The sequence below is a fragment of the Okeania sp. SIO2C9 genome (assembly GCF_010672455.1).
GTDB lineage: Bacteria > Cyanobacteriota > Cyanobacteriia > Cyanobacteriales > Microcoleaceae > Okeania.
Genome location: NZ_JAAHGO010000026.1, coordinates 5710 through 19249, shown reverse-complemented (window position 1 = coordinate 19249; position 13540 = coordinate 5710). Strand labels below are relative to the sequence as shown.

General features: G+C 37.8%; 13 protein-coding genes. 8 read left to right on the top strand and 5 right to left on the bottom strand.

Going from position 1 to position 13540, the window contains the following annotated elements; genetic code table 11:
• Positions 1 to 849 precede the first annotated feature (849 nt).
• The 4 genes from F6K23_RS20395 (at position 850) to F6K23_RS20380 (ending at position 4058) form a co-directional block, all read left to right on the top strand.
• Positions 850 to 1482, top strand: coding sequence for a DUF2589 domain-containing protein (locus tag F6K23_RS20395; protein WP_293159204.1), 633 nt, complete (start codon positions 850 to 852; stop codon positions 1480 to 1482).
• A 415-nt stretch (positions 1483 to 1897) separates the two neighbouring features.
• Complete coding sequence (locus F6K23_RS20390) at positions 1898 to 2491, top strand: beta/gamma crystallin-related protein (protein ID WP_293159202.1); 594 nt, start codon at positions 1898 to 1900, stop codon at positions 2489 to 2491.
• Between the two features lie 176 nt (positions 2492 to 2667).
• Positions 2668 to 3264 (top strand): DUF2589 domain-containing protein, encoded by a 597-nt coding sequence (locus F6K23_RS20385; protein WP_293159201.1) that lies wholly within the window; start codon positions 2668 to 2670, stop codon positions 3262 to 3264.
• 569 nt (positions 3265 to 3833) lie between these two features.
• Positions 3834 to 4058 (top strand): hypothetical protein, encoded by a 225-nt coding sequence (locus tag F6K23_RS20380; RefSeq protein WP_293159199.1) that lies wholly within the window; start codon positions 3834 to 3836, stop codon positions 4056 to 4058.
• A gap of 393 nt (positions 4059 to 4451) precedes the next feature.
• On the opposite strand, the gene F6K23_RS20375 is transcribed toward F6K23_RS20380, so the two are convergent.
• Both F6K23_RS20375 and prfB read right to left on the bottom strand, forming a co-directional pair.
• On the bottom strand, positions 4452 to 5063 hold the full coding sequence (locus tag F6K23_RS20375) for a hypothetical protein (protein ID WP_124142708.1): 612 nt from the start codon (positions 5061 to 5063) through the stop codon (positions 4452 to 4454).
• A gap of 481 nt (positions 5064 to 5544) precedes the next feature.
• A protein-coding gene (prfB, locus tag F6K23_RS20370; RefSeq protein ID WP_293159196.1) for a peptide chain release factor 2 occupies positions 5545 to 6667 on the bottom strand; the annotation gives its coding sequence in 2 pieces (ribosomal slippage) (positions 5545 to 6594 and positions 6596 to 6667; 1122 coding nt in all).
• Positions 6668 to 7098: 431 nt separating this feature from the next.
• On the opposite strand from prfB, the gene F6K23_RS20365 reads away from it, so the two are divergent.
• Complete coding sequence (locus F6K23_RS20365) at positions 7099 to 8310, top strand: transposase (RefSeq protein ID WP_293159194.1); 1212 nt, start codon at positions 7099 to 7101, stop codon at positions 8308 to 8310.
• 107 nt (positions 8311 to 8417) lie between these two features.
• Here F6K23_RS20365 and F6K23_RS20360 read toward each other — a convergent pair whose 3' ends face one another.
• Positions 8418 to 9146: a Bax inhibitor-1 family protein gene (locus F6K23_RS20360; protein WP_293159192.1), complete on the bottom strand. Its 729-nt coding sequence runs from the start codon at positions 9144 to 9146 to the stop codon at positions 8418 to 8420.
• A 649-nt stretch (positions 9147 to 9795) separates the two neighbouring features.
• Here F6K23_RS20360 and F6K23_RS20355 point away from each other — a divergent pair.
• Entirely contained in the window at positions 9796 to 9885 is a 90-nt protein-coding gene (locus F6K23_RS20355) for a PEP-CTERM sorting domain-containing protein (RefSeq protein WP_293159190.1), read from the top strand.
• A 281-nt stretch (positions 9886 to 10166) separates the two neighbouring features.
• Here F6K23_RS20355 and F6K23_RS20350 read toward each other — a convergent pair whose 3' ends face one another.
• Complete coding sequence (locus F6K23_RS20350) at positions 10167 to 10310, bottom strand: hypothetical protein (protein WP_293159186.1); 144 nt, start codon at positions 10308 to 10310, stop codon at positions 10167 to 10169.
• Between the two features lie 787 nt (positions 10311 to 11097).
• Here F6K23_RS20350 and F6K23_RS20345 point away from each other — a divergent pair.
• Positions 11098 to 11760, top strand: a complete 663-nt coding sequence (locus F6K23_RS20345; protein WP_293159188.1) for a PEP-CTERM sorting domain-containing protein — start codon at positions 11098 to 11100, stop codon at positions 11758 to 11760.
• Positions 11761 to 12022: 262 nt separating this feature from the next.
• Here F6K23_RS20345 and F6K23_RS20340 read toward each other — a convergent pair whose 3' ends face one another.
• Positions 12023 to 12166 carry a hypothetical protein gene (locus tag F6K23_RS20340; protein ID WP_293159186.1) on the bottom strand — a complete coding sequence of 48 codons (144 nt, stop codon included), beginning with the start codon at positions 12164 to 12166 and terminating at the stop codon, positions 12023 to 12025.
• 787 nt (positions 12167 to 12953) lie between these two features.
• Between F6K23_RS20340 and F6K23_RS20335 the strand changes: the two genes are divergently transcribed.
• Positions 12954 to 13540 (top strand): hypothetical protein (locus F6K23_RS20335; RefSeq protein ID WP_293159184.1); only part of this gene is annotated, 587 nt, incomplete at its 3' end.

The window sequence follows — 13540 nt, the reverse complement described above, 5'->3', positions numbered from 1 at the left end:
CAATACAATAACTGGTCTTTGGGATTGGCTGGTACTAAATTATTAAGTTTTTCTTAAAAATTGTCAACTTTAGTGGTGTTTATGGAATAAATTTGATAATAGAAATTTTTGTGGATTATTTGAATTTTTTCTGATTATTGTCCATCGGAAACCAGAAGTAAAATCCGGCGTTGGTAAATTAGTGTATGGTATTAATCTCAATCACCTAGGAGTCAGGAGTCAGTCCTCAGGAGTCAGGAGGGAAGAAAGAAGAAGAAAGAGGAATAGAAGGAGAAAGTTTTTTGGTTGTGTAAAGGTCATGGAGTTCGATCGCGCTTTTATACAGACAAGATATCAGATCTCAAATTACCAACGCCTAAAATCCTTAACTTTTAAGTTTTTCCAAAGTTAAGCAATTTTCCCCTAAATAGTAGGGATGTTCTTAAGTTTTATATCTCTGAAATTGTTATGGGTACTAGCTTTGGGGAATTGCTGGAGCTAAATCCTTATCTTTTTTCTTAAAATTGCAAACTTTAGTGGCGTTTACAGCAGAAACTTGCCACTATGGAGTCATAAGTGGATTGAGAAGTTACTGAACCACTTAAATAAGCAATCAGCACTTAGCAGTTAGCAGTTGGCAGTAAATCTTTAGAAGGGAATTCCAACCCCTCCTTTATAGAAACCGGGGTAAACCCAGAGCTGCTAAAAACTGTTAACCTAGTTCCTTCCCAGGAGGCTCGCTGTTTGCGGAGTCTTCGGGAACGGAAATGCTAAAAGCTAATAGCTAGTTAAGAAAAAATATCTGTAACTAGAAGAATGCAGAATTTTTTCTAACAATTGTCCTTTAAGCATTAAACAACAGAAATTATTATGACAGTTCAAATCGAGGCAACAGAACAATTGGGAGCCATTCCCTTTGGCAATATCATTGGTGGTCCCTTGGTTGCTGCAGTTGAAGCCCAGTCACAAGCAGCAATATCGACGGTTGAGTTTATTGAGTCAATTGGTATGACTGAGGAAGGTGATATCCAGAATATCAGTTTTAAATATAGTACGGGTTATACAGATGCAGAGAATGAAAATGATAGTAGTCTTACTGATCGTACAACAACATATAAAACACTCGAAGTTCCATTACTAACAATTGTGCCTATCCCCTATATTCGCATTGATGATATGACGATCCAATTCAAGGCGAATATCAGTGCTGAAACAGAAACGGAAAAAACAACAACAGAGGGAACGGAAAAAGATATAAGCGCAAGCGTCAAAGCCAAATCTCGCTGGGGTGGGACAAAAGTTCAAGCGAAGTTCAACGCCGCATATTCTGCCAAAAAAGATAGCTCCTCGGCTGCGAACTCTAAGTATGCAGTTGAATATACCATGGATATCTCTCTCCATGCTGTACAGGATGATATGCCAGCAGGAATGCAGAAAGTCTTGACTATTCTCAATGATATTATTACATCGCCGGACGCAGAACCAGTTACAACAACAGTATAAGCACAACTCAAATATAGAGCTTTGATATTTGAGTAGCGTGACTTCATATCTACATTCATGGTAGTTTGTGAATGTGGATATGGTCACAGTTTATTCAACCTCAGAGGAAAATCCTTTCATTAATGGATAATTGATAATTACCTCTGGTTAAAACCTTACGGGAATTGAAGGTCAGGAAATATCCTAGCACTTTTCTCTTGGTTGATTGGATATAGCGTTTAGCGTTCCGCACAACTTCGCACTTCGGCTGTCGCCGACATGAAAAGCGGAAGCTCCTCTGCAAGAGGCAGCTCCTCCGGAGGAGGCAAGAGGCTTGCTGACTGCTCCTTCAAACCAGAATTATTTAATTATTAATTATTAATTATTAATTATTAATTATTAACTATCCTGTAATCAAAACTTGGAGACTAATATTATGGCAAAATTGAAACATATTATCGGAGAAATTCTTAGTGAAATCAGTCAAGCACGAGTTATTTCAGATAACTATTCTCGCGATCTAAGACCTTTATACAAAGAAGATCCGTTTCTTAAACTCCTCTCTGTTCCCCGAACGGATATTAAGGAAGCGACCATCGATCTGAAGTTTGCTATTCTCAGCAATCAAAATGACCCAATCCCGACCAGCAAAAATGACCCAATCCCGACCAGCAAAGTCGTCATCTATCAACATGAGAATTATGAAGGAGCGTGTCAGGAACTCAGTGAGGGAAGCTACGATACCGCAAGCTTAGAAAACGATCAGTTGAGTTCCTTGAAAGTACCAAGGGGGATGAAGGTTACACTTTACGAACATGAGGGATTCCAAGGTAGAGCCAAGACTTTTACAAAGGACACTCCTTGGGTGGGAGACGATTTCAATGATATTACCTCTTCGATCAAGGTTGAAAAATTATTGATGAAAGATCTTGAGGAAATTAACGTTGAGGTGGTTACAAGGGAACTCACAAGTCTGCCAGAGACAGCACTATCATCGATTTCGCTAAAACTGGATTTGACGAACTTTTAGGGTTGCCACGACTTTTCATTAATTGATAATTACCTATGGTTAAAACCATCAGATTGACGCAAAGGGGGAAAAAATCAATTTTTTTTCCCTTGAAAGAGGAGGCTTTTAACCTCAATTATTTAATTAATAATTATTAATTATTAATTACCCAGTAAAAAAACTTTGGAGATTAAACTATGCCAAATGCTACAGACCTATCATCGGTACCACTGTATCAGATTATTGGAGCGCCATTGTTGGCACTCGTGCAAGCTGAAAGCCAAGCAGCGCAAGCAACTGCTAATTTTATTGAACAAGTAGGGTTTGATGATGATGACGAAGGAGTTAGTCAGTTAAAAACATTTACTTTTAAGTATACAAAGACGGGAGTAGGGGGAGATACAATCGAGTTTACGGTCGAGATTCCAGTATTGTCCATCGTCCCTATTCCCATAATAGAAGTACGCGAGGCGACCATTGACTTTGGGGTAGAGGTTAATGAAGCAGTTGAGCTTGAACACAGAACAACCATTAATCCCACTGAGACATCTGGTCAAGACTCTTCTCTGGAACCTAATATCTTGGCATTTAAAGCGGGTCTAGCGAAACAGAGTTCTAGCTCGGCAATGAAGATACATATCAGCGCAGGTCAAGCGGATACTCCGGTTGGTTTGCTGACCTTATTTAGGGTGATGGAACAAGGAATTAGTACCACAAGCGGAAAAGTAGAAACTCTTGATGCTGAAAACTCATCAGAGGAAAGTGATACAACAACTACCACTGAGCCGTCCTAAGAAGGCTAGGATACACCATCAGCATTTCAGTTATCAGTTATCACTTATGGCGTTGGTAAATTAGTGTATGATATTAGTCTTAATTCTTTAGGAGTCAACCCACCCGCGTGCCCCTCCCAGGAGGGGAAGTCAGTCGGAGCGAGTCAGGAGGGAAGAAAGATAGAAGAAACCCCGAGTAGAAGGAGAAAGTCTTTTGGTCGCGTAAAGGTCACGGAGTTCTATCGCGCTCTTATCCGGACATGGTATCATACCTCAAATTACCAACACCTCACTTATCAGTACATCTGGCGATCGCCATCGGGATTGAAATACTGAATTTGATTTTTTTCATCCCCTGAAAAGGGGAGGCTTGAGACCCGATCTTTTGGTCAAAAAGATGACAGCAGAGTTATTATACCAATTCACTTGAAAGATGTCACAAATAGTTTCAAACTATATATTTAAAATAAATTCCTGAAATTAGTTTGGCATCAAAGTTTAGAGTCTATAAAATCTTACTTTTGACTTTTAACTTCTGTGAAACGGTATTCCCTCGTAAAATTTGTAATTTATTTTGTATAGGAGATATTATGCCCAGACAGTCTACTCACCAACATGGTATTCCCTGCCCCGAATGCACTTTTGTCATCCCCACTACTATGCCGATGTTGCTCTCTGGAGAGCCGATAGTTTGCCCGATGTGTGGATTAGCTCTCCACGTCGATGCTGAAAAATCTGCTGATAGCCTGAAATTGGTAAATCAGTTACATGAGGCTACGCAGAAGGTAGAACAGACAAGAAGACAGTTTCGATAAGGCTTTTTTCCTGATTGCTATTTAGCATACTCAGTTTCGTTATATTAAATCGCAGTAAAGAGAGGAAATAATTTTATCTCAACGTTGGTTGAAGACCCGCGCTCTCCCGTAGGGGAGCTAGGGCATGTTTGCGCAGCATTCCGCAGGAAAAACCAATCAATCTTGCGGTAAAAACAGAATTTCCTCTAATTTTGGTCGGTAAATTTTCCCAGTTCCTGAATTCCACAAACTGGCGATCGCTCGTAAAATTGAACTTTTACCGCCACCACTCGCTATTTACCTGAAATCTGCTGTCAAACGGGCGATCGCCAACCACTCACCAGAAAACTTAGATGAACAGGACTTACGCATAACCACTATATAACGTTTACTGCTGAGGTGCTGACCGCTTTTTTAACAAATAGGTTGCTTTCCTGGTTTCACAGCATGAATATACTCACTTCCAGAATTAGGCCAGCCACTACGATAAGCTGCTAACTCTGGTTTTCCCCATCCTAACTGTAATAGCATCTCCAGAAAATTGGATTTTTCCCACTTCAACATATTTGCCCATTCTGTACGTTGAGCGATCGCTTCTACTTCTTGTATTTCTATTTTGCGAAAGTCTCGACCACTACCCACACTTAAATATAAGTCCATCCCCATTGTCACCTGACTCCAGAAATTTAATACAGAAACCTTTGCTGCCTGCAAAATTTCTAGATCGCTCAATAAAGCAATTAATTGTTCATGCACTACGGGAAAACTAATAATCTTATCATTAACTGTCACCTGTCGCCACACAATACCAGAAACCAAATATTCTGTTTGATAGCGATGAACAGCAGCCTTAAAATCTTGATATGCAGTAAACTTTTGGAAAGCTTCTGGTTTGAGAAAATGGTCAACTACTGGGTTTCCCGTGCGGGGAGTTGCTGCCAAATTCAGGCGCTGGCCTTGCAGACAAGCTTGGCGCTCTTCAGCTAGGATATCTATTAGCTCTATAGTGCTGTAGACCTTTGACATGAGGACATATTATAGTCAGGGTTGGATAAAATATCTTCATTGTGACATACTTTGGGCTAAAGAGGGAGTAGGAATAGGGAGTAGCGGAGTAGCTGAGTAGGGGAGCGGGGGAGCGGGGGAGTAGCGGAGTAGCTGAGTAGGGGCGAATGGCATTCGCCCTTGCTTGCTATATGTAGAGTTCCTGCGTAAATAAAGTGTACAGTCCAGTAGTGGTGTGACACACCTAAAATGTTGAATAGTAGGGGCGGGTTCCGCGTTAAGTTAATGGTATGACAAATTATTCAGATAAACCCGCCCCGACCCATTAACGAATTCCACAGTAGGGGGCGGGTTCCTCAGTAGGGGCGGGTTCCGCGTTAAGTTAATGGTATGACAAATTATTCAGATAAACCCGCCCCCGAACCATTAACGAATTCATAAATCAGAAGCTTGTTGGGGTCAGAAACCCCTTCCAATTGTCCCTTCTGCCTTCTGCCTTTGTTTATGCAGACTGACTCTCGACCATTTGATTTTCCTGTCGCAGATAAGCTTCAATGAATGAGTCTAGCTCGCCATTCATTACATCTGTAATAGCAGTAGTTTCTTTCTGAGTCCGTAAGTCTTTTACCATCTGATAAGGATGGAATACATAGTTACGAATTTGATTACCCCAAGCTGCTTCTACCATGTCACCCCGAATTTCACCAATTTCTTGAGCGCGTTGCTCTTTGGCAATTATCAGTAACCTAGCTTTGAGCAATGCTAAAGCTTTTTCCTTATTTTGTAACTGACTGCGTTCTTGAGTACAACGCACAGCTAAACCTGTAGGAATATGAACAATTCGCACTGCTGTTTCAACTTTGTTGACGTTTTGACCACCCTTGCCGCCAGACCGAGAAGTAGTAATTTCCAAATCTTTTTCTGGAATTTCCAACTCTACAGAATTATCTAGCACAGGCATCACTTCCACTCCTGCAAAACTGGTTTGTCGTTTGCCATTAGCATTAAAAGGTGAAATTCTGACCAAGCGGTGAGTACCTTTTTCTGCTTTCAGATAACCGTAAGCATAGCGCCCGATAATTTCCAGAGTTGCAGACTTAATACCTGCTTCATCTCCCTCAGAAATTTCTGCCAACTGTACCTTATAGTTATGACTTTCTCCCCACCGGGTATACATCCGCAACAACATCTCTGCCCAGTCTTGAGCGTCTGTACCTCCAGCGCCAGCATTAATAGTAATAACTGCACCATTTTGGTCATAGAGACCAGATAATAATTGCTGTAGTTCCCACCGGTCTAACTCCTGGTTGAGACCAGAGATAGTTGCTTGAGCTTCCTCCAATAAAGATTCATCTGTCTCTAGCTCCAATAACTCAAAGATTGCTCTAGTATCTTCCAGATTATTTTGCCATTGCTGATATTGCTGTAGATGAGATTTGAGGTCATTAAGCTCTTGCAGAGTATTTTGTGCCGTTGTTTGGTCATCCCAAAATTCCGGTTGAGCTGCAACTTGCTCTAAATCTTGGATTTTTGCTTTTAGTGCCGGAACGTCAAAGATAGTCCTGGGTTTTTCCCAGACGAGAGGACAAATTTTCAATTTCTCGTTTAATGTCTAATACTTCCATGGCGATCGCCTCCTTTCAATAGAAATATAGCAATTAGCTTTCAGCTTTTTTGTTTCTTTGAGCTTGTGGTTTTCCATGCAGGTTATATCTTTAAACTTATACACAAACCATTATTCAACATAAACTATACAATAAAACCTGGTTTATTTCAGTGCTAGGTTTAGCACTAATACCGGGTTTTTCAAATTTTAGCTGTTTTAAGCAGAAGTCCCAAACTGAAAACGTGCTTAGTCAGTGTGGGATGAATGCGTGATTTTTTTTCTACAATGTGTGTCAATTTCTCAACGTTTATCTTGTACATTATCTGGCTAATTAATAATTGTTAATCATTAATTATTCATGATTTTGTCATGTTTTTTTCATCTTTAATATCTGGCAAATATGTATATAAACTATGATAATATAATTCTGGTAGCTCAAGAAATATCGAGATGAGAATTGCTTACCAATACAAATTACGTCCAACAAAAACTCAAGCAGAAAAAATAGATAAAACTCTGGAAATGTTACGTTTCCAGTACAACTATATGTTGGCTCAAAGATTTGATTGGTGGAAGCAAAATAGATGCTCAATTAATTATTGTCCTTTAATTTGCCACTTGCCAGAATTAAAAGACCAACCGACTTACTATAGTCAAAAACAATCATTACCTAAATTAAAAATCGATAGACCATGGTACAAAGATATTCATTCTCAAGTATTGCAAGAAGTACCAAAAAGAGTTGAGTTAGCCTTTGATAGATGGATGAAAAGTGATAAGTCTGGAAAGCGTCTTGGTAAACCAAGATTTAAAGGATTGAACCAATATAAAACTTTTGTTTATCCTCAATTTAAACAACACTGGTTTGTTAATAATCAAGTCAAGTTGTCTAAAATAGGTGATGTCAAAGTAATTGTTCACAGACCATTACCAGATGGATTTATGATGAAAACTGTATCAGTTACGAGAAAATCTAACGGTTATTTTGTCACTTTTAGTTTAGAGGATCAAACTGTACCCGAAATCAAACCAGATATAAAACGAGGTAAAATAGTAGGTATAGATGTAGGTTTAATTGATTTTGTAGTAACTTCTGATAATGAATCTATACCTGCTCCTAAATACTTGAGAAAAGCTGAATGTAAACTTAAATCAGCCCAAAGGAAAGTATCTAGAAGAAAAAAGGGCAGTAAGCGTAGGCAAAAAGCAATTAAACAATTAGCTAAGAAACATAGAAAGGTAGCTGATACAAGAAAAGATTTTCATTTCAAAACGGCTAATAATTTATTATCTAATTACGATATTGTAGCAGTTGAGAAACTGAATATAAAAGGTATGGCTAAGTCTAAATTAGCAAAGTCTGTACATGATGCAGGGTGGGGTCAATTTAATCAAATATTAACTGACAAGGCTGGAAGAGCTGGTCAGTTAATAGTCAAAGTAAAACCTCATGGAACATCAACTGAATGTAGTAATTGTGGACATAAAGTCAAGAAAACTTTGGCTCAAAGAAAGCACAATTGTCCTCAATGTAATCTATCAATTGGGCGTGACTTAAATGCTGCAATTAATATCAAGAATAGAGCAAAGGCTTTGATTAAAAACCTACTACCAACAACAAGGTTTGAAGGATGTGAAGGCGTACAATTAAGCCTATTCTAACTAATTGAATTGGAGCGGTGGGGCATCCCGTGCTAGCTCAGTCAATGTTCTCATAGAGAAGTCGCTGAGAAGCCCACACTGATTCTTGTAATCAGTGTGGGAGTATGTCACTCGCGACTATTAATAGCAATCAAAAGTCGCAGAATAAAAATGAATAGGTTGATGTAAGTTAAGTACATCGAGAGAGCTGCGGGAATATACTGATCGTCACGATAAGTACGGGGCAAAATGTAGAAATCTACTACTGCAGCGCCAGCAAATAGAAATACACCTATGCCAGATATACCTATTTCTAACCAACTTGGAGTATAAACACCGAAAAAGCTAAAAATAACTTGGCCTACAACTGCTACTAATAAAGCAATTATTCCCAAGCTGACAGTTTTAGTCAAGGCCATGCCATCTTCTTCAGATAGATTTGAGCCTATTTGACGAGCTCCAATAAAGGTGACACCACAACCGAGAGCCGCAAAACCTACTCCTCCAATACCTACTCCTTGGGTACTTAAGGCCACATATACTAAACCACTCAGGGTATAGCCGGATAACAAGCTGTAAGTAGCTAATAAAGGTAGGGCTACGTTATTATTGCCTCTTTCCGCAATTCCACGGGCAATAAAAAATAATGCTAATTCGCCGATAAGTGCTACCCAGAATGTGGTCATAAATAGACCGGGGTTAGACTGTAGCACTTGTAGGCCACCAAAAGTACCTACTGCTGTGAGAATTAGGCCACCACCTACAAAAGGTAGAGCATTAGAAATCACGTTTGGGCCAACTAGGTTTTGACTTTGAGCCTCACGAATTGCTTGACGAAAATTGCTGGTATTAGCCATAAGAGTTTTCCTTAATTACAAAAAAGGACTTTTATCAAGAAAGGAGTCAGGAACTAGGAGTCAGGAGTCAGAGTTGAATTTCAGATCCTCACTCATTAATTTTGTGTCTTGGTATTGTACGTTGCCAATTCCAAGCCTCTTCTACTTTAGACCTGACTTTTTATATCTACATATTATTGTGACATTTTAGTTGGATTTTTGCTTATAGCATATTATATTGATTTTTGTCAGTGATATGAAACACACTTCACGATAATTTGTTAGTTCCGATGAAAATTCACTTTAGCTGATCGGAAAATACTTAGTCACATCACTGAGTCGTTTGGACTAATTGTTAAATGAGAATTAAATCTATATATAACTGTTTATCCTCGTTTTTTATCGATATAAAGTAGTTTCAATCAACTAACTACATAAATATATGACTATTAGCCTAGTTGTTAATACTGATACATAAATGTAAAAAATAATGCCTTATTTCCGTAAATACCTCGTAAAATCTCATGACGTAAAGTTAATTTTGTAGTAGAGTTTTTTAAAGATTCCGTAAAGTCTCGCAAAAATGGTTGCAATACCTCAGTGAAATTAGGTAGATTATATTCGTGAGGGCAAGAGAGGTTCACAAACTACTAACTCACAGCTTGATGTGATGATTGATGCTCCAGAACCAACTGCATTATTCGGTCTAGCTGTAGTTGCTACAGGTTTAGTCGCTAGCCGTCGTAAGAAAAACTCCTAAACTAAAAGTTGATGATTGTCTTTGCGATCGCTCTGGTCTAATCAATAATATCTATGATTAGAATATCTATGATTAGTCAAATTATCAGAGTGTAGAAAAAACAGCGATCGCTTGCTCCTTCCTAACTATTATTTCAAATCCATTTAATTATCTGAGATTTTTACATCTATACTTAATTACAAAAAATATCTGTTATAAATTTTTAGGGCGACCGCTAGTTCATTAGCGGTCGTCGATCATTTGTCGGAGTTTTGCACGCTCCCGCTCCTAGTATTTATCAATTAATAGCGATCGCTAGACTGTCTCTTAATTGTTGGTAACATTTTCCATAGACGACCCCACATAAAACTAGCAAGGATAATTAAGGAAGTCAGTCTATTAATATTAGTGTTAGGCACTGAAGTATGAATCAAGAAGATGTACACTCATTAATTCTGTGTCCCGGTATTGTCATTTCAGTTAGCCTCTTGGCAGTACCTTTTGCAATAGGAAGGCAAAAAAATACTAAATTTTCTTTTTTTTATCCCCTTTAAAGAAAAAGCTATTGACCTAATTTTATAGTCATTTACCAGTAGTAAGCCTCCTCGACTTTTACCTAACTTTTCTTCTATTTAGCTCTATACATTAGATTAGATTATTGTGACATTTTCATGAAATTTTTACATATATCTAGCATATTACATCTGTTTTTGTCAGTGATATGAAACACATTTCACAATGACTTGTTATATTTGATGAAAATGCAATTTAGCTTAGTAAAAAATGCTTAGTAACATTACTCAGTTGTGTAGACTAATTACTGAGAATGGGATGGAAATCTATATCAGGCTTTTTTTTCATCATTTTCCATATATATCAAATAGGTAAAATCAATTAACTATATATATCTACGACTATTGTCCTAATTGTTAATACTGTTATATGTGTGCTCAAAAACACTTTGATTCGGTAAATATCTCTGGTGAAATAGCATTAAATAGGGTGAAATTAGCAGTAGAGTTTTTTAAAGATTCAGTAAAGACTGGGAAAAAGGGTTGCAACTCCTCAGCGAAATTAGTTAGTTTATATTCATGAGGGCAACAGAGGTTCACAAACCCCTAAAACTACTGAGAAGTATCAATCTTTAATTTAAGTAGTTAAGTATATAAGAATCTAAGTATTATCCTCATCGTCACTGAGTAAACAAATAACTAATCATTAGGAGTCTCAAAAATGAAAAACCAAATCGTTGCTTCCATCGCTGCTCTTCCTTTCGCTTTAGGTGCTGTATTCGCTGGTGCTGCTGAAGCTGCTGGATTAACTGGAAGAATTGCTTTCAATGGTTTCTTCACAAACATTACTTTGTCAGAAGGTGAGTTGAGCTTTAACCCAAATCCTGGTGATTTAATTGCCAGTGTAACAACTGGTAGTTTTACACAATTTAACGCAGCAACTATTCAAGGTCCGCTAACGTTTGATGGAAGTGGTGACAGTCCATTTGAAGTAACCAGTGTTACAAATCCCTTCTTAGATTTAGGTACTTTTGGTAATCCTGATACAAGTGATGGTGTGAATACTTTTGCCCTTCACTCTGGTTCTACTGTAACTGTAATGGACACCAATGGTGGTGCAGAAATAATGTTAGACCTGAATGGATGGTTTACTGATGAATTTGGCGATGAAACAAGAGGTATTGGTAACATAACATTTCAGATGGCAGGTGTAGATGCCGAATATATTGAGGGTATTTTTGATGGAAGTATTGACCCTATAGAGACAACCTTTTCTGGAGAAGTGATTGCGGAAATGAAACCAGTACCTGAACCAACTGTATTATTCGGTCTAGGTGTAGTGACTGCAGGTTTAGTAGCTAGCCGTCGCCAGAAAAACTCCTAATCTAAAGGTTGATGATTTTGTGCGCGGTCGCTCTGGTATCAACAATAATATCTACATTAGTCAAATTATCAGAGTGTAGAAAAAACAGCGATCGCTTGCTCCCTTCTAACTATTATTTCAAATCCATTTAATTATCTGAGATTTTTACATCTACCTATTACAAAAAGTATCTGTTATAAATTTTTAGGGCGACCGCTAGTTCATTAGCGGTCGTCGATCATTTGTCGGAGTTTTGCACGCTCCCGCTCCTAGTATTTATCAATTAATAGCGATCGCTAGACTGTCTCTTAATTGTTGGTAACATTTTCCATAGACGACCCCACATAAAACTAGCAAGGATAATTAAGGAAGTCAGTCTATTAATATTAGTGTTAGGCACTGAAGTATGAATCAAGAAGATGTACACTCATTAATTCTGTGTCCCGGTATTGTCATTTCAGTTAGCCTCTTGGCAGTACCTTTTGCAATAGGAAGGCAAAAAAATACTAAATTTTCTTTTTTTTATCCCCTTTAAAGAAAAAGCTATTGACCTAATTTTATAGTCATTTACCAGTAGTAAGCCTCCTCGACTTTTACCTAACTTTTCTTCTATTTAGCTCTATACATTAGATTAGATTATTGTGACATTTTCATGAAATTTTTACATATATCTAGCATATTACATCTGTTTTTGTCAGTGATATGAAACACATTTCACAATGACTTGTTATATTTGATGAAAATGCAATTTAGCTTAGTAAAAAATGCTTAGTAACATTACTCAGTTGTGTAGACTAATTACTGAGAATGGGATGGAAATCTATATCAGGCTTTTTTTTCATCATTTTCCATATATATCAAATAGGTAAAATCAATTAACTATATATATCTACGACTATTGTCCTAATTGTTAATACTGTTATATGTGTGCTCAAAAACACTTTGATTCGGTAAATATCTCTGGTGAAATAGCATTAAATAGGGTGAAATTAGCAGTAGAGTTTTTTAAAGATTCAGTAAAGACTGGGAAAAAGGGTTGCAACTCCTCAGCGAAATTAGTTAGTTTATATTCATGAGGGCAACAGAGGTTCACAAACCCCTAAAACTACTGAGAAGTATCAATCTTTAATTTAAGTAGTTAAGTATATAAGAATCTAAGTATTATCCTCATCGTCACTGAGTAAACAAATAACTAATCATTAGGAGTCTCAAAAATGAAAAACCAAATCGTTGCTTCCATCGCTGCTCTTCCTTTCGCTTTAGGTGCTGTATTCGCTGGTGCTGCTGAAGCTGCTGGATTAACTGGAAGAATTGCTTTCAATGGTTTCTTCACAAACATTACTTTGTCAGAAGGTGAGTTGAGCTTTAACCCAAATCCTGGTGATTTAATTGCCAGTGTAACAACTGGTAGTTTTACACAATTTAACGCAGCAACTATTCAAGGTCCGCTAACGTTTGATGGAAGTGGTGACAGTCCATTTGAAGTAACCAGTGTTACAAATCCCTTCTTAGATTTAGGTACTTTTGGTAATCCTGATACAAGTGATGGTGTGAATACTTTTGCCCTTCACTCTGGTTCTACTGTAACTGTAATGGACACCAATGGTGGTGCAGAAATAATGTTAGACCTGAATGGATGGTTTACTGATGAATTTGGCGATGAAACAAGAGGTATTGGTAACATAACATTTCAGATGGCAGGTGTAGATGCCGAATATATTGAGGGTATTTTTGATGGAAGTATTGACCCTATAGAGACAACCTTTTCTGGAGAAGTGATTGCGGAAATGAAACCAGTACC